A 16,530-nucleotide genomic window follows, 5' to 3' on the forward strand; every position below is an offset into this window, starting at 1 on the left:
GCGATAATCTAAACATGATGCCGCTTAATGCCCTTCTTCTGACAGAGTTTGCCCCCGTTTATATCCGGCTGCATAGGCGTCCGGAAGGGCCGTAATCTCGCTGGCCACTACGTCAATGAGGTATCTCCCATGCCGGCAGGCGACAAATGCAGAGTTGCGTTGTCATCCTTGGCTAGAAAGCCTAGTTGGAGACACTCTTTTTGACTGCCGATGCGCCCGATCAATTGTGCGATCGTCTTGTGGTGATCCTCATCGTACATGGTCTGGCTCTTTCTCCTGGAAACTCGATTCAGAGATAAATAGCAGTTCTCCAAGAAACGTCAAACGGTTGATGTTTGTCATTGTTCTTCTGCACGATGCGAACACGTGGTAACTATTAAAGCAGCGCCGCGAAGGCCCGGAGACCTGCGACGAATTCATTAAGCGCCTGCCGCTCCAGAGCTTCAAGGTACTGGTCAACTGTCTTGCCGGGATTGCGGAGCCTCTTCCGGTGCGTTTGCGCAGCAGCGCAGACGGTGCCCGGAGCCAGATCCAGAACATGTGTGAGAAATTCATCTGGGTGCTGGGCCGCAATGCCATACTTCTGAAGGTCTTTTTCTGGAAAATCCTTGAGATTGTAGGTGACAATCACGTCGGCCCTGCCACGGATGGCGGCGGCCAAAACGTGTCTGTCCTTTGGATCGGGCAGCTGGAGCGCGGGGATGAGGTCTTCGAAATTCTCGACCAGGCAGTCACGGACGTGCATATCCATCAGTTCCCTGGTGTGCTTCAGAACGTCGGGAGATAAATCCGGGCGGTTTTTCAGAACCGACCGTATCCACTCATCGTGAATCATGGAAGACCACTTCGCCCGGAAGAGGTCAGTGAGCGCGATCTCCATCAGAAGGTCACGCAACGGTGCAGGATAGAGGACGCACGCATCGTATAATGCGGTGAACGTAGCCAACTTCAGTAGCCCATACCCAGTGTTTCTGATTGTTTGACGAGTTCATCGAGGGCTTTGTGGCGTTCCCTGTCAACGCTCTTCTTGTAGCGCATGAGATCCTCAAAAAGGATGCGTCTATGAGTCCCAACCTTGACATGGGGGATCTTACCTTGTTCGAGAAGGTTCACAAGAAAGGGTCTGGAGACGTTCAGGACATCGGCGGCCTGTTGCGTGGTAAGCTGGGCGTGAACCGGGATAAGCGTGATGGCATTCCCTGCCGCCATCTCCGTAAGGAGATCGAGCAGAAGCCGGATAGCAGTTGCCGGCAGCAAGAGTTTTTGGGTGACTTTCTTCTCCTCACCGACATGAAAGCGAAGGCTCTCCAAGTGTTCGACATAAGGCGCAAGCATCCGGCTGGCCTCACGCGCGATCGCAGCATCCTGGGCTGTCGGCACAATCGGTTCTCTCGTCCTGGTGGTCATCGTGGCCATGGATTTTTCTCCTGTGGTCTAAGACCAGCCTACCATATAAACGAAACAACCGCAACAACCGAAATAAACAAAACAAGCCTTCAATTTTTGCTTTAAAATAGAAAACCGTTACAAAACAATGCCACTTACTGTTTTTATTGAGCTATTTCGGATGGGGAGGCCCTTTTAAGGCGAGGGCCCTTGGGTTCGAGTCCCAGGCGGCTCACCACCTAATATCAAAGACTTCTGTGAGTTTCGCCTTAGTGCGCTGTTCCCTAGCTGCGAGTGTTACAACGGTGGTGACTGCGTCTGACCTTTTTGCGTGCCTGAGACTTCGTATGGAGTTAGGCTGCAGCTTTGTCAGGCTTATTGATAGGCATGATCACGGTCAGCCATCTCGATACGTCGCCATTCGTGAGTACGCAGGGCTTCAGACCATCTTCCATGTGGAAACGAATGTTTTTGGAAGGTGCGGTTTGAATTGATTCAATCAAGTATCTTGCGTTGAGCCGAGCCTCCAGGCGTTCCACCCCAATGGTTGCTGTCAGGGTTTCGTTTGCAGTTCCCAGATTGGGATTCTGAGTCTCGATCTTCAACCCGTCCGCACTGAGTGTCAGGTCGACGGCTGGTGATGTGGATTCTGCCATCACGGCCACGCGTCGAAGGGCTTCTGCAAACTGCGGCCCGTCAATCTCCATCTGGGCAGCCAGTTTCTTGGGAATCACCTGGTTGTAATTTGGGTAGTTGCCATCGACCAAGCGGCTGGCCAGACGCACTGAGCCAATTTGCAGGACGAGTAAGTTTTTGGTGATGCCGACTCCCACCGTGACCTGATCCGTTTCTCCAAGGAGCTTGATGATGAGGGTCGCCGCTTTCTTGGCGATCATGATCTTGTGATCGTTTTCGGGTTTAGAGCGCCAAGTGCCCATCGACTTCTCTGCCATCGAGAGCCGATGTCCGTTGGTGCTCACCAGCCGAAGTTTGGGGGTTTTCGTTCCTGAGATTTCGGCTCGCACGGTATTGAGGATAAACCGGCTCTGATCCTCTCCGATTGATGGCATCACTTCGCGCAAGAGGGTTTCGAAGTCCTCTCGCGGAAGATCGAGTTCCAGAGGTGTGTCGAGTCCGTGAATGCTGGGGAATTCATTGGGCGGGAGTCCCTGAATGGTGAATTTACTTCCTCCCGATTGAATTTTGACGTTCTGATTGTCGGCCTGGGTGATCTCGACGGTCTCCCCGGAGAGTTCTCGAAGAATCTCCAAAGTTTTCTTTCCCGGGAGAGTCACGGTTCCTGGTGTCTTGATCTTGGCTTCACAGCTTCCCTGAAATCCCGTTTCCAGATCTGTGGCCTGGATAGTTAAGAGGTTGTTTTGGGCTGTCAGCAGAATATGGCCGCTGATGGGAAGCGTGGTCTTTGCTTCCAACAAAGCCGTTGAATTCCGGAAAAGACTGACAATGTGAGAGAGGTTGCAGGTGAGCTTCATAGTCACTCCTTTGATGCTGAGAGGATGGCTGTCGTAGTTATATGGGGTTATGCGGCGACGTCGTTGTTGGTAGCTCTTTGGGAGGCAGCTAAAGCTTTCTTGATAATGGCCCCACCGAGAAGCAGATCGAGAAGCCAAAGCTGGTCAACGCATTGAATACGGAAGGTCATGGGGTAGTTGGTGATGAAATCGAGAATGGCTTGTTCGCTGACATTCCAGGCGTCTCGGTCACGATTGGTTCCACGATAGCGGACCTTCAGCTTGCCATCAGTGACCCATCGTTCAATTGTATGATGGTCCTGACCAAAAGCTTCTTCCAGTTCCCGAAGTGTGTAGCCATCCCGGAAGCGGGTGCGTAGCTTCATGTGTTTGCATTTCATGATGACGGAAGTGAGGGAGCGCTTCAGTTTCTTGGCCATCCGCTCTCTCATCCAGGATCCGGCGTGTTCTTCGACAAATTGTTCCTCTTCCTTCGTCCAGGGTCGCCGATCTTGACTATAGGTCAGCCCAAGGTGGGCGGCTCGTCGCTTGATTTCCCAGACAGGGAACCCGATGTGTATCGCGAGTTCTCTCGCTCGCCCCTTGATGGTGCCGTTGTACTGCTGGCGTAGGATGCGGTCGAGCGCATCCGTCCAGACGTATTTTCTGGCCGCCCGATCGGCCTGTTCGGATGCGATGGGTGTTGGCGGTCTGACGGATGTGGCTGTCATGAGGTTAGCAATCGATTACGATGTGGTCACCGAAAGTGGATCCGGCCGTAAGGTCCCAGGCTTCCACGACTGGCTTGAATCGTTCGATGGTCCTTTCAACTTCTCGGGTTTCTAGCCCCTTGTCTGTTTCATACTCTTCTTCAATGGAAGGAAGTTTGGCTTTGGTTTTGGTTGTGCTGCCTTTAATGGCCCATCGTCGAGTGTCGGTCGTAATCAGGGAATTATTGAGGAGGCCGGCAGCGATCATTCTCACGAGATGGCCTTTCCGTACTGGCATCAGAGGGGTGCAGAGTGTTTGTGCGGGAAAGTGCAACGCATTGTGTACCGCGGGGTCATGCCAAATCCCATGCTCACGGACTTCTCGGAGTTGATCTTCTGGATCGATCCAATCCGAATAGAACACGTCTGCCGTCGTGGATCCTGCTGGTAATGTGATCGTAGTCTGTGTATCGGGAGAGCCGAGTTCATCCCATTGGATACTGGTTCCTGCGAGTCGATCGATCTCGTAGCGGGTCTTGGATGTTTGTCCTCGTGTCCCGAGTACGATGATTTGGTTGAAGCGTTCATATTCTTCTTTGGGGAAGCGAAAGAAATGGAGGCGGCGAAAATGAGCAAATAGATACTGTTTCAATTTGAATGAGCATTGTTCTTCTTGAATGACCAGGATCATCAGGCCGTTCACCTTCAGGGTCCCTGTCATGTGGTGCAGCCAGATGTCCTCGGATCGCGTTTTATAGCCTTCACTATCGTACGGAGGGTTGAGCAAGCAGACGGTGAAGTGCTCGCGTTGAATGCGTGCACTGAGCCCATCCGAGCAGAGTGTCCGATCGAGTATGTGAGCGGAGGCTTCAACCCGTCCTTTATGGATCTCACATCCGTAGCTCGTGAGCTTGAGGTGTCGAGCGATTATTGAGGCAGCAACCCCTTCTCCACAGCAAGCGTCGAGTAAGGCTCCCGTGCCTGCAGGACTTGGTTGAAGGTGTTTCAGGATTAGATCAGCCACGCGGGGTGGCAATGGATAAAATCCGGCCTTCGCCCTGCCCTCAAGATGCATGGGTGTCTTTCTCCTGAAAAAAAAGTGTGAGTGAACGGATGTTGTCGTTACGCGGCGTTACTGAGGACGGGCAGGTGTTTCTTCTTGAGTAGCGTGCTGATCTCGTCTCGTAAGGTCTTGATATCGGGATTCATGACAAAGCACCGGATATTGTGACCGGGGAGTTCCCTGATCCATTTCCGGCTGTGTCCGAGCTGCCAGAGAGCGGAGAGCCATTCCGGCAGGATCGGGTAGGGCACCAGTCGATCGAGAATGGGACCGAATGACGCAGGAATCTCGTCGAGACTGTCAGATCGTTGAATCAGAAAGGCCGGTTCTCCCACTGCAATTGAGTATCGCGTTGCGGCTCTTGGTATCAGGAGGCTTGAAACTAGGCCGGAAGGGAGCCGTCGTTGATAGTGGGTCATGGGCAGAAAGGGATGGATGGGGATGCTGATTCGATGGAGATGCCCGATGGCTCCTTCATTGTGCAGAAAGAGGTTCGAGACCACCGATTTGATGAGCGTGGGGCGACCGACGATCGAGATCGCTCGTAAGGCCGGTGTGTGGTGTTGCTCGTCGTACGCAAATGCCTCGACGACCGCCTCAAAGCCCTGGATTGAGATAGTCAAAGGCGCGGCGGTTTCACTATCCATGGCGATCCTTTCGAGGTTATGCGGCAAAGAGGCTGAGCTGGTCAACGGCTTGTCGAACTGCTTTTGCAGCCTCCGCCTGTTTGGGGCTGGTTAAGCTGGTGCTCTCGGTTGAAATTGTGGGTGCGGGGAGTGCCGCTGGGATAGGACCATCGTCCACGGTTTCCACGTAGGCCCGTGTGGTGGCGTGTAGTTCCTGGAAAGCTCGTTCGGCGCTCAGGATTTCCGGGTTCTTATCAAGCAGAAACTTGATCAGGGCGAGCGTCAGATCGTCTTCTTGTTCAAAGACGCTAATCGCATGGCTGACCAGGTCTCCTTCCGTATGTAGGGCGGCTTGCATGCCTCTCGCGATGAGTGCCCAGGCTTGTTGTTGGAAAGAGGAGGCATAGAAACTCGCTGACACCAGAATATCGTTGGTTTGTCCAATTCTCCATGACCGACGCGAAGCCTGGCGAACTGTATTGATTTTGTACTCTGGTTCAAACCAAAAAATACGCTCGTATTCCAGGAGGTCCAATCCCAGTTCGACTAATTGCGGCTGGCAGATCATGGCATCGAGCCCACGTTTCCGTTGTTCGCGCAGCCAGCCCATTCGTCGCCGTGCGCTAATTGAGGCTTTCATCACAGTCGCGCGATATCCTGCCCTTTGGATGATGGAGGCCAGCCGGCCGGTGATATCGCGTGTTTCGGTATGGGTACAGTAGACCATGGTCCGGAAGCCGGCTTTGACGTTGATGGCGATGTGGTCCAGTAATTCTTGTTCTTTGGGGTAGATGATATCGCTAGGCAAGGCGGGAAGTTCGAAGAGGACGTCACCGAATTTGTCGGTAATCACTTCTGGGGCAATCATGCAGCGATCGGGATAGGCCAGCAGACTTTGAATCGTGCTCGAGAGGAGATGCCCGTCACGAGATTTTCTGGCCTTTCGAATCAGTTCCTTGGCTTTGTTTCGTAACTCGCCATAGTTGGCAGCCAGGGCGTCGTTGAACCGGATCGGCAGCACTTGCTCCCTATATGGCGGCAGGGCAAGGCCGAGATCCTCCATCTTCATGAAAATGCATCGTTCGATCAGATAGGGGATGAGGGCAGGTGATATACCGGGTCGCTCCCGGACGGTCACATACACGCGCCGACGGGATTGTTTGCCATGTTCGATCACCGTATCAGTGTCGAGTGTCGTCGTTCGTTCTTCCCAGACCCCGAAGGCGTCGATCCACTGTTTATCGGCATGGTAGGGGAACATTTCGCGAAGGTCCGGCACTAGCCGCCAGAGCAGGTAGAAGAGCGAGGTGGATTTTCCATTCGAGAGTGTCCCCGTGAGTCCGACCACTTTCTTGGTCTTGCCGATCAGATTGGCAAAGACGAGGCCCTGAGCAGAGCCCTTCCCTTCAAGGGTATGCAGCTCATCACCGATCAGCAGATCAAACTTAAACGGGAACTTTCGGCAGATGAAGTCGCCGAGCGCGACGCGTCGAGGTCCTTCGGGGTCAAATGTCCAGAGGACACTCTTACACTGTTTGCATTTGTCTTCAGCACTGAGTGTGTCTGGATCAAGGGGGATGTCTTCTTTATCTGTGACTGGAGTCCAGCAGTGGGGGCAGACATAACGGGTGATTCGTCGATCCTCAACCTTGTAGGTCTTGGGAATGATCGCTGGTTTTCTCGCGTATGAAAGCTTGGCGCGTTCTCGCGACATGATCGCAAAGAACGGCCTGTCGGGATCGATGGGAGCTTGTGCAGCGGTTTCCACGCCACTGATGGATTCGAGTATGACGACACGCGCATTAGGAAGAACGGCCAGGATCTCTTCTTGCCATTTGTCAACAAGGTGTGGTGGGACCACAATTAAGGCACGCTTCGTGTGCTGAAGTCGGCTGGTGGCTACTCCCATTCTCGTTTTGCCACAGGACATTTCTGCCACTGCAATCGCGTCTTTGTGCGTCGAGAGACGGAGCGCAAGTGCTGCGGAGCAATCCAGCTGGGCGGGGAAGAGCGGCTGTTTGAAGACATGTTGTACATACTGTGACTGGTTCCTGTGCTCTGGCTTGAACCTGGGCTGCAGCTCCGCCGCTGCCGTGGCGCAGAGCGAGGTATGAAATTGGTCGATGAAGTCCGTGATCGGGACATGCCGAGACGTCATACCGAGTCCTTTGGTGAGATGAACATGGTGATGCCAGAGCAGAGGTGTCGCGGCTAGCCGGCGGTGTGTTGTAGTGCGGCGTGATGGATACCGGTTTTGGCGAGCTCGAAGAGCGAAATGCGTTCGGGCTTCGCCAATAGAAGTCTGTGAAGATCCTTTTTCTTGGCGTGATGGTGAACTTGCACTTCGATGGTATGGATGCCGTGTTTGGTGAGGGATTCCACCAGCTCCTTTTGGACTCGAGGGCCTTTGTCTTCCTCCGGGTCATTGTCCAGGGCCAGGTAGACGATCTTGCTGTGTAGTCGCTGCACGTAGGACAGCAGTTTCTGGGCTTGTCCTAAACCATTGAGGGCACAGAGGGTGAAGGAAGGTCCAAAGAGTTGATCGCCTGCCAGACAATCAATAATGCTCTCAGTCACTAACATTGGCGCGTGGTTCCGTTTGAAGATCCAAGGAGAGCCGATTCCTCGGAATAGTCGTCGTCGGTCGACGGGCACATCCCGCAAGGATCGGCACATGAGTCCCTGGATGAAATGCACATTGGGGGTGGGTAATGGAAAGGCGATGTACGGGAGATTCAATTCTCCCAACGGCAACCAGACTGCTCCTAGATGCGTATAGTACGGAAGACGGTGCAGAGCGAAGTAGTTGCGGAGTTCTTGTTCGCGTTCCTGCGTCATGGCCACTTTCGCGCCGTAGTAGAGCTTCCGGGCATATTGGATTCGCTCACGATCGCTGGTCGTATTGTCAGGAATTCCCGTAGTCGGCCGTGGAATGACGGGGGCATTGCCAGGATTGATGAGTCGTTCGATCGCTTCTTTGAACGAGAGATTCGAGTAGCGTTGTAAGAAGTCGATGAGATCGCCATGCTCCTCCCGTGCGAAGTCAAACCAGACCCATGCTCCTTTGACAAATGAGACGGAGAACGACGGGTTGCGATCCTCTCTCAGGGGAGAGTGATAGAGCGCATGATCTCGCCGGCTTTGGACCGGTCGGTGTCCCAGTTGGTGAAGATAGTCGATCATGTTGATCTTTCTTGCCTGGGCAATGTGTTCAGGAGTGATATTCATCGCAACCCATCGTCCCTTCTCTCAGAGTCATAGCGGATGGATACAGGATATTGTCCTGGCGGTGTTCTAGGTCGGAAGTGCGCGTGCAATGAGATTACGCGGCTTCGTCGAAGCGATACTGGCGGGATGGCTTGCTCACGAGGAGTGCATCAAGCCGCTTTTCGACATCCTTCATGCCTACTTGAATCATTTCGGCAAGCGGCTGATTGGTTCGGAGTTCCTTGGGGCTGACCCCGTTTAAGAGTGACTTTGCCTGGCTAACCACGTCCGTGAGCTCCGTGTCCTTCCCAAGGTTCTTGGCATCGAAACGACCCAGAAAGTCGAGGAGGTTGTTCACCGTCGAGGCCTTAAAGCCTTTTTGGGTGCCATCTGCGCGCGGAGTCAGTCGATTCCGGAGATGTCGGACTAATTGCCGCATGGCTTCGCGGAGAGACAGGTTGATCTCAGCGAGCATTTCTTCCAGCTTCCGCTGGGCGTTCTCGGTTTCTGTTTTGAGCATGGCTTCGCTGATCGAGGCCATGGTGACCGGCAGGTCCCAGGTAATGTAGTGCGCTTCGATCCAGAAGGCCGTTTTGACCGAGTCCTCGTCGGGATAGTCGGTGGCGTCGTAGGCGTCTTTGAGGCGTTCTTGGTCGGCCGCGACTCGAGCCGGGTAGACCTGACAGAAGTAGTCGATCAGGGGGGCCAGGTCCTGTCGGCCTTTGGTGAGGATGTCATTCAGCTCTTGCGTGAAGCTGATGGGGATGAGATAGACCCCTGATTTCATGCTGGAAGGAAGGACGAGTGGTTTGAGCTGGCTTCGGATCTTGTTGTACAGCTTTGAGATCGCCGTATATTCCTTGCAGTTCAGGATCGACTTGGTCACCCGGATCAACGTTTCATCGGTGTCGATCGACAAGACCTCTTTGGTCTGGAGACGGCGTTTGCTGCCCAGTTTATGAAAGGTCAAGATCAGGCAGATGGCATTCTGCCAGAGCGGGGCGAATGGCTGCGGAGGAATCGGGAGAGACGCGGTCTTCATGGGCATTCCCTTTCATTCGTGTATGTGAACATGTTCGTGCGTGTGAACATGTTCGTGCACGGTGTCTCGTGTTGTGATCGTGACCGTTCCGCCGGCCAGGCGGGCGATCATGCGGATGGCGTCTTCTGCGTTACCGTGATTGGGCAGGCTGATGCTATCTGTAGAGATCTTGATTCGTCCGCCCGGTTCAATCTTGATGCGAATTGCGTCAGTCATTCGTATCCTGCTGTGGTGTAGGGTTAGTAGTGTGCCATCACAAATTCGTGTTCTTGTTCATTCACAGCTTCGAACGTCCATCCGAATTCCTGGGCCGCAGTTCGAAGGATGGTCTGGGCGCAGGTCATGCTCAATGTCTCGATCAGGTGCTCCTGCCCGCTTCGTATCGTCGCTTCATGATTGGCGATGGTCATGACTTCCCTTCCTGACGTTCTGATGACCAGTCGGTCTTGATCGCCTTCGAAGCTCCACCCCAGCTGCGTGAGAGCCTGTTGTAGGATCTCGTGATCGGTGTGGGGGAGTGAAACGGTGACCTGTTGTTCGAGGTAGCAGGGCATTGTGTACCTTTCAATCGGTGTTGGGATCGACTACCGGTGTACGGATGTGAGGCGACTCGTTGCAGTGGTTGAGATCATCGCAACGGCGTTGAGCGAGGTACCGATACTTGTACCAGCCCTGGTATCGCAAGACCCTGATTCTGGGCGGGGTGATCGGCCAATACCCGATGCCTTCGACATCCATATGGTCTTGGCGGTCCACAATGGGAGGAGAAAGCTTGATCGTGTATCCGTACGGTCGTGTCGGGTGTAGCGCGTCTTTGTTGGGAATGACCGAGTAGTGCCGGCGCTGGGTGAAAGAGTCGGTCACGTCCTCTGTGTCGGGACAGGGCTCGAGCGTCATGGTTCGTATCTCCGTCATGGTGAGGTGGGAGCGGTGTGACTGCTTAGTCACGAATCTCGGACTCTTCGTGTCTGAGCTGGCCTGACAGACAATCGATGGCGATCTCAAAGGGGACTCGTAGTATCCTCACCGTCACCGCGTGGGGGACAGATTCGAAATAATGGCGGAGTCCGTTTTTCAGTTCTTTCATTCCCCGCATGTGTCGCGTCGGCCCTGTTCATCCCGCCCATTCCTTTGTTTCAACCGGCTGTAGATGGTCCATGCGGCTTGTTGCCAGGTCCGCATCCTTTTCAACGCCGTCGCTTTTCGTGCCGTGAGTGTGGTTGTGACGGATCCCTCTCTTTTATGCCGCGTCTTTGAATTTCCGGTCAGGCATGAAGGAGGAATCGGCCTTCTGCGTCCTCTGGTACACCTTGCCTGTTAAGACGGACAGGTAGGTGCTATGTGCTTCGTTTCTCAATTTCTCGATGCGATCTTTCTGGCTGGTTGCAATCGGGATGATCTTTTCTGCTGCGTCCTTGAGGGAGATATTCAGCTTCCAACTGAGGCGTGCGCATCGAGAGATTTCATCTCCGCTCCAATTGGAGGACTCTGGCAGGTCATAGCTCTCGGGGATGTTGTATTTCCTGAAATAAATCGCCCAAATCAGACGGGCTTCCTCTTCGGTGGGCAGGTCGGCATACCACGTTCCCAGCGAGAATCGTCGAATCAGTTCGCCCGGGAGACCTGAAATGTCATTGGAGGTGGCGATGAACAGGGTCCGATCCTGTGAGATCGCCGAAATGATATTGAGGGCTTGCTCGACCTGGCGTTCGGTTTCACCTAACAATGAGGCTTTGAGTCGGCCGAGGTTGAGTTGGATGGCTGGGATCCCGGCTTCTGAGGCGGTCGCTTTTGCCAACAACGTTTTGGAACAGCCGGGGACTCCTACTAACAGGGCGCCGGCCGCCTGGTGGTCCTGCATGTAACTGAGGAGATTCCCCATGATGCCTTTGCCGATCTCGGAGGTTTGCTGCGTATTCCCGGCTGAGGAGGCCAAATGTTTCTCGATTTCGTCCAACACGACGATGCAACGGGGTGCTTCTTTTCCCTTGATGACTTGTTGGAAGAACTGTTTGATGCCGGTGAGTCCTCCAATGTCAGAGAAGCGCTCTCCACCCCGCCAAATGGTCAAGCCTGGGGTGTCGTCGATGATTTGTCGCTTCCGTTCCCAGAGGCGATCGAGATTTACCCCCTTCGGGGTCATGGAGAGGGCGACGACTTGTTCGGTCGTGAAGGCCGCGAGTCCTTGGACGGCTTCCACGGCCTTCCCCAGTGTTTCTTCATCAGGAGCGGATAACTTTGCGTGCGCATGCTGATCTTTAACGATGGATTCGAGCTGTGCGGGTGACGGCAACGGTTCATCGAACACAATGATGTCGTTCGAGAGATCGGCGGGCAAGGAGATCCCGCAGCTGAGCAGGACGAGCATGCGGCCGTTCATTTTGTATCGATCTCGTAAATTGGCGATCCCCTGTGCCACGAAATCGTTGTTGATGAAGCGGTGCGCTGAGTAGAAGAACACGATGCCGTCCTGTGACAGGTTTTCCAGCATCCGAAGCGCTTCAGCGGGATTGATCGACGTATTTTGCTTTGTGCCTCCACTGGTGAGGTTGGCGTGATCGGCCAATCCTTTTTCATTGATCGCGACCAGGCCGTGACCCGCGTCCCATTTCAGGAGTGGGAAGTCCAGAAGGTCGAGCGCATTTTTTGTTGTCTCTGCGGCGACCTTCTTGGCATCGAGCAAGGACCACATGAGAGCACGCATGGTGGCTGTTGAGTCGGGGGTGTTGACGGCTACGAGGGGGACCGACACGCGTCGAGCCTGACGGAATTGTGACACGATGGGCGAAAGTTCAGACATAACCACTCCTTCTGAGGCTAAAGAGAACATACAGACGAGATCGGAGCTGACTAGTGCGCAGGGCTTGCGTGTGGCGGTACCGATTGAAGTTGAGGAGGTGTGTTCATGAGGGCGGCAATCCGCTTTCCGACCGTGATGAACTGGGCGTCGTCGCCTTCTTGATAGCAGCGATCGCATTGCGAGATCATGGCCATGACGGGCGTAAAGCGAGGATCTTCTTGTGTGAGCCCATGTGTGAGATCGAGAATCCGCCGGTAGCGTTTCAACCATTTATCCTGCGTGGTATCTGACATGTGCTTCTGTCCTTTCATGCCGTCGAGCCCGTGCGTAGAAACACTCCAGGCGGCGAGGGTGTCTCCTTCTCCTGACAGTTGCGCGACACCCACTATTTGATCGAGAGCGATCGTGACGTTGGTATCCAATCTGATTTGACTGATTGGTGTGGCATCGATGAAATCAATAATGCGGCCGTCTTGGAGTGGGTGGTTGGGCAAGTGATAGACAACCCGCCAGTGTAACTGGAGTCCGGACGGATGCCGTTTTTGGGTGGCACGCGTGCCCGTAGAAGATCGTCTCTCGTGATGTGGATTGGGGGATTGCGTTTGTAATGGGGTCATACGGGACTCACTATCCGATACAGTATGTGGCGTTGGTGGCAACTCAGCCTCCTCTCTGTTGATTTTCAGGGATAACAGAGACAGTTAATTACACCCCCCGGAGGTCGATCCGCAGGAATCGCATCGTAGGCACGTGCCGCTTCTGACCAGTGTGAACTGCCCACAGGTGGTGCAGGGTTCTCCTTCGTACCCTTTCTTCTTCGCGATCGCGACATGTGCGCTGGGGTTTGTTATCCCTGAGACCTGCATGGCCACTGGGAGATGCTTTCCATCGCCAGTCTGTGTTGCATAGGGTTTCACCGAATCTCCTCGAAGATCCTCTGGCGCGACCGTGACCTGGGCTAACTCCTTGCGACCAAGATAATTGATGCCCAGATCGCGGAAGATTAAGTCCATGATCGATGTGGCCATCTTGATGTTGTCGTGATTTGACACGGGTCCATTCGGCTCAAACCTCGTGAATACATAGGCGTTCACGAATTCTTCCAGAGGCACCCCGTATTGGAGTCCGAGGGAGATCGCGATGGCAAAGCAGTTCATCAGACTCCGAAATGCCGCGCCTTCTTTGTGCATGTCCAGGAAGATCTCGCCGAGGGTCCCGTCTTCGTACTCTCCGGTGCGAACGTAGATTTTGTGTCCTCCGAGAACGACCTTTTGAGTAATGCCCTTCCGTCTATTCGGTAATGGGCGATGTGTCCCCCGTCCCTGTTCAAGGACCTTGGCCGCAAGCGCTTCGGCAACGGCTGGGATGTTGTGGTTGTCTACTGCTTCTTGCAAGGCGTCTGGGCCGATTGCGTTGAGTGGCTGACTGAGTTTGGATCCATCACGGTATACCGCGATACATTTGACCCCGAGTTCGTATGCCAGGCGGTAGACTGCTGCGATATCATCTGGTCCTGAACTGGCCGGCATGTTGATGGTTTTGCTGATCCCTCCACTGACGAATGGTTGAATGGCTCCCAGCATCCGCACATGTCCTTCCGGGCTGACACAGCGCGTGCCGTGATTGCCGGCCGGTACGGCACATTCGAACACACGTAGATGTTCTGGTTTGAGGGATGGGGCTCCCTCGATGGTGAGGGTGCCACAGGCCCACGTATTGGCGATCTCGACGTCCTCCTTCGTGAAACCCAGGTGACTGAGAACGTTGAAGCCTTTCATGGACAGATCTTCTTTTCTCATGTGGAACTTGTCCATGCACCATTCGATGCCGAGGGTTTCTGGTGTGATGACCATGGAAAGATCAAGACTGCGTTCCAGCGCCTGATTGATGCGTTCGATCGCGACGTCCGTCACCCCGAGGTCTCGGAGGCGTGTGATGTTAATGATCGGACAATGTGCCAACGAGTTGTGCCCCGCTGCATAGGTGACGATGTCGATGATGTCCGATTCGGAATAGCCGAGTGTGCGGAGCGCGTGAGGCACGGAGTGATTGATCAGTTTCATGGTCCCGCCTCCGGCAAGGATCTTATGTTTGACATGCGCGAAATCTGGCTCGATGCCAGTGGTATCGCAGTCCATGACGAGGCCGATGGTGCCCGTAGGCGCGATGACAGTCACCTGAGCGTTTCGATAGCCATGAGCGAGTCCAAGTTCGTGTGCCTGGTCCCAGGCTTCTTCGGCCCATAACATCAGCGCGCTGGGACAATGTGTACGATCCAGAGGCTGAACGGGACTGGTGAGAGCATAGAAACCGGTGCCACCACGAGCGGCACTTCGGTGATTCATGATGACGCGTCGCATCATGCCTTCGTTGACCTTGTAGCCGTCAAAGGGACCCAAGTCTTTCGCCATTTCCGCGCTCGTGGCGTAGGCATGACCGGTCATGATCGCCGTCAGGCCGGCTGCGTAGGCTCGACCTTCGACGGAATCGTAGGGAAGTCCCCTTCGCATCAGCAGGGCGCCGAGGTTCGCGTAGCCCAACCCGAGTTGACGCAATTGGCCGGTTCGTTCAGCGATCTTTTCGCTGGGGTACGACGCCATGTGGACTGTGATATCCAGCGCGATCGTCCAGAGACGAATGGCGTGACGATAGCTTTCGATGTTGAGTGCGCCATCCGGTTGTAGGAATTTGACCAGGTTGATTGACGCGAGGTTGCAGCTCGTGTCGTCGTTACTCAGATATTCCGAGCAGGGGTTGCTGGCATTGATGGGGCCATGAGCCGGCGTGGTGTGCCAATCGTTGATGATGTCAGAGTACTGCACGCCTGGATCCGCACATTGCCAGGCAGCCAGACAGAGCCGGTCCCACAATGCACGGGCTTTGACCTGTTTCGCGACGTGTTTATTCGTTCGATTGACCAGGGGCCAGAAGCCATCAGCGGTGAGCGTGTCCATAAAGGCTTTGGAAATCCGCACACTGTTGTTGGCATTTTGGCCGCTGACTGTTTCATAGGCTTCGCCTTCCCAGGCATAGGACAACACAGCGAAGTCGTAATCCTTGATCCCCTTCTTTGCGAGTGTGAGGACGCGTTGGAGATAGGTTTCCGGGACATTCGCTGCCCGTGCTGCTCGAATGGCTACATTCAGCTTGGTGTTGTGTTGGGGGTTGGGCTGGACAAGATCCCTGCCATCGTCGTTGACCCAGCAGGCTTGCAGGACGGCGGTCAGGTGCTTCTTGCAGAGATGAGAGCCAGCGACCAGGGCTGCGACTTTGTGCTCTTCTTTGACTTTCCAATCGATGAATTCTTCGATGTCCGGGTGATCCAGGTCGAGCACCACCATCTTGGCGGCTCGACGCGTGGTTCCGCCTGACTTGATCGCTCCTGCCGCTCGATCGCCAATCTTCAGCCAGGATAGTAGTCCAGACGATGTGCCGCCTCCAGAGAGGGATTCGTTCTTGGCCCGCAAGGTCGAGAAGTTCGTTCCACTTCCAGACCCGAATTTGAACAGTCGCGCCTCACGGACCCACTGGTCCATGATGCCCCCTTCATTGACCAAGTCATCGTGGATGGCTTGGATGTAACAAGCCGAGGCCTGCGGGTGTTCGTACGAGTTGGCGATTTGCTCCGTTTCGTGAGTTGTCGGGTTGTATCGCCAAAGGCCCTGTGCCGGTCCCGCAATCCCGTATGCGTGATGGAGCCCTGTGTTGAACCACTGCGGAGAATTCGGGGCCGCGATCTGATGTGCGAGCATGTATTGGATTTCTTCAGAGAAGGCTGTCGCGTCCTCGTCGGAATCGAAGTACTTCCCATCCTTCCCCCAATAGACCCAACATTCTGCGATGCGTCGAAACACTTGGCGGGCGTCCGTTTCGCTTCCCGTAGGGCTGATGTTCTGGGGCAGTCCAGCTCGTCGCATGTACTTTTGAGCCAGGATGTCGACGGCTACCTGAGACCATGAATCCGGGGCGAGAACTGTCTGACGTTTGGTTTCTTCTCCCTTGGCGTTCCGTGAGACAGAGACTCGGGGCGAAAACGTCATGTCTTCATATGGCGTCCGGCGTGATTTCGTGAAATGCCGCTCGATTTTCATTCCAACTCCTTACAAGTATTACGAGGGACCAGGGTCCTATATGAAAGAAATACCGAGTGACCAGTCCCGGGCGCTCAGGGAACAACCTTTTCCTCGCAATTGGTGCCGCTTGGTTGGGTCTGGAGGCTTCCGG

Annotated in this window: 16 protein-coding genes; all 16 read right to left on the reverse strand. The window is 54.5% G+C overall.

Annotation, left to right across the window (positions count from 1 at the left end):
* Positions 1–107 precede the first annotated feature (107 nt).
* On the reverse strand, positions 108–260 hold the full coding sequence (locus P0119_13420) for a hypothetical protein (protein ID MDF0667058.1): 153 nt from the start codon (positions 258–260) through the stop codon (positions 108–110).
* Positions 261–376: 116 nt separating this feature from the next.
* Positions 377–946, reverse strand: coding sequence for a PIN domain-containing protein (locus P0119_13425; GenBank protein MDF0667059.1), 570 nt, complete (start codon positions 944–946; stop codon positions 377–379).
* Positions 947–948: 2 nt separating this feature from the next.
* Entirely contained in the window at positions 949–1,416 is a 468-nt protein-coding gene (locus tag P0119_13430) for a helix-turn-helix domain-containing protein (protein MDF0667060.1), read from the reverse strand.
* Between the two features lie 323 nt (positions 1,417–1,739).
* On the reverse strand, positions 1,740–2,879 hold the full coding sequence (gene dnaN / locus P0119_13435) for a DNA polymerase III subunit beta (GenBank protein ID MDF0667061.1): 1,140 nt from the start codon (positions 2,877–2,879) through the stop codon (positions 1,740–1,742).
* Positions 2,880–2,926: 47 nt separating this feature from the next.
* Complete coding sequence (locus P0119_13440; protein MDF0667062.1) at positions 2,927–3,589, reverse strand: hypothetical protein; 663 nt, start codon at positions 3,587–3,589, stop codon at positions 2,927–2,929.
* Positions 3,590–3,593: 4 nt separating this feature from the next.
* Complete coding sequence (locus P0119_13445; protein MDF0667063.1) at positions 3,594–4,643, reverse strand: DUF6094 domain-containing protein; 1,050 nt, start codon at positions 4,641–4,643, stop codon at positions 3,594–3,596.
* 47 nt (positions 4,644–4,690) lie between these two features.
* A complete protein-coding gene (locus P0119_13450) occupies positions 4,691–5,278 on the reverse strand; it encodes a hypothetical protein (GenBank protein ID MDF0667064.1) in 588 nt (195 codons plus the stop codon).
* A 16-nt stretch (positions 5,279–5,294) separates the two neighbouring features.
* Positions 5,295–7,415 carry an SNF2-related protein gene (locus P0119_13455; protein ID MDF0667065.1) on the reverse strand — a complete coding sequence of 707 codons (2,121 nt, stop codon included), beginning with the start codon at positions 7,413–7,415 and terminating at the stop codon, positions 5,295–5,297.
* Between the two features lie 53 nt (positions 7,416–7,468).
* Entirely contained in the window at positions 7,469–8,485 is a 1,017-nt protein-coding gene (locus P0119_13460) for a CHC2 zinc finger domain-containing protein (protein MDF0667066.1), read from the reverse strand.
* Between the two features lie 94 nt (positions 8,486–8,579).
* Positions 8,580–9,506 (reverse strand): hypothetical protein, encoded by a 927-nt coding sequence (locus tag P0119_13465; GenBank protein ID MDF0667067.1) that lies wholly within the window; start codon positions 9,504–9,506, stop codon positions 8,580–8,582.
* 12 nt (positions 9,507–9,518) lie between these two features.
* On the reverse strand, positions 9,519–9,722 hold the full coding sequence (locus P0119_13470) for a hypothetical protein (GenBank protein ID MDF0667068.1): 204 nt from the start codon (positions 9,720–9,722) through the stop codon (positions 9,519–9,521).
* A gap of 23 nt (positions 9,723–9,745) precedes the next feature.
* The gene (locus P0119_13475; protein MDF0667069.1) at positions 9,746–10,060 is read right to left on the reverse strand and encodes a hypothetical protein; all 315 of its coding nucleotides are present in this window, start codon (positions 10,058–10,060) and stop codon (positions 9,746–9,748) included.
* Positions 10,061–10,070: 10 nt separating this feature from the next.
* Positions 10,071–10,454: a hypothetical protein gene (locus P0119_13480; protein ID MDF0667070.1), complete on the reverse strand. Its 384-nt coding sequence runs from the start codon at positions 10,452–10,454 to the stop codon at positions 10,071–10,073.
* A 292-nt stretch (positions 10,455–10,746) separates the two neighbouring features.
* Positions 10,747–12,306 carry an AAA family ATPase gene (locus P0119_13485; protein ID MDF0667071.1) on the reverse strand — a complete coding sequence of 520 codons (1,560 nt, stop codon included), beginning with the start codon at positions 12,304–12,306 and terminating at the stop codon, positions 10,747–10,749.
* Positions 12,307–12,356: 50 nt separating this feature from the next.
* Positions 12,357–12,923, reverse strand: coding sequence for a hypothetical protein (locus tag P0119_13490; GenBank protein MDF0667072.1), 567 nt, complete (start codon positions 12,921–12,923; stop codon positions 12,357–12,359).
* Between the two features lie 84 nt (positions 12,924–13,007).
* Positions 13,008–16,397, reverse strand: a complete 3,390-nt coding sequence (locus tag P0119_13495; protein ID MDF0667073.1) for an adenosylcobalamin-dependent ribonucleoside-diphosphate reductase — start codon at positions 16,395–16,397, stop codon at positions 13,008–13,010.
* Between the last annotated feature and the right edge of the window lie 133 nt (positions 16,398–16,530).

This window comes from Nitrospira sp. (assembly GCA_029194665.1).
In the GTDB taxonomy this organism is placed as follows: domain Bacteria; phylum Nitrospirota; class Nitrospiria; order Nitrospirales; family Nitrospiraceae; genus Nitrospira_D.

Bases quoted from the DNA above. Each gene is read 5' to 3' on its own strand.
- P0119_13420 (MDF0667058.1), bottom strand. From the start codon at position 260: ATGTACGATGAGGATCACCACAAGACGATCGCACAATTGATCGGGCGC.
- P0119_13430 (MDF0667060.1), bottom strand. From the start codon at position 1,416: ATGGCCACGATGACCACCAGGACGAGAGAACCGATTGTGCCGACAGCC.
- dnaN (MDF0667061.1), bottom strand. From the start codon at position 2,879: ATGAAGCTCACCTGCAACCTCTCTCACATTGTCAGTCTTTTCCGGAAT.
- P0119_13440 (MDF0667062.1), bottom strand. From the start codon at position 3,589: ATGACAGCCACATCCGTCAGACCGCCAACACCCATCGCATCCGAACAG.
- P0119_13445 (MDF0667063.1), bottom strand. From the start codon at position 4,643: ATGCATCTTGAGGGCAGGGCGAAGGCCGGATTTTATCCATTGCCACCC.
- P0119_13450 (MDF0667064.1), bottom strand. From the start codon at position 5,278: ATGGATAGTGAAACCGCCGCGCCTTTGACTATCTCAATCCAGGGCTTT.
- P0119_13455 (MDF0667065.1), bottom strand. From the start codon at position 7,415: ATGACGTCTCGGCATGTCCCGATCACGGACTTCATCGACCAATTTCAT.
- P0119_13460 (MDF0667066.1), bottom strand. From the start codon at position 8,485: ATGAATATCACTCCTGAACACATTGCCCAGGCAAGAAAGATCAACATG.
- P0119_13465 (MDF0667067.1), bottom strand. From the start codon at position 9,506: ATGAAGACCGCGTCTCTCCCGATTCCTCCGCAGCCATTCGCCCCGCTC.
- P0119_13470 (MDF0667068.1), bottom strand. From the start codon at position 9,722: ATGACTGACGCAATTCGCATCAAGATTGAACCGGGCGGACGAATCAAG.
- P0119_13475 (MDF0667069.1), bottom strand. From the start codon at position 10,060: ATGCCCTGCTACCTCGAACAACAGGTCACCGTTTCACTCCCCCACACC.
- P0119_13485 (MDF0667071.1), bottom strand. From the start codon at position 12,306: ATGTCTGAACTTTCGCCCATCGTGTCACAATTCCGTCAGGCTCGACGC.
- P0119_13490 (MDF0667072.1), bottom strand. From the start codon at position 12,923: ATGACCCCATTACAAACGCAATCCCCCAATCCACATCACGAGAGACGA.
- P0119_13495 (MDF0667073.1), bottom strand. From the start codon at position 16,397: ATGAAAATCGAGCGGCATTTCACGAAATCACGCCGGACGCCATATGAA.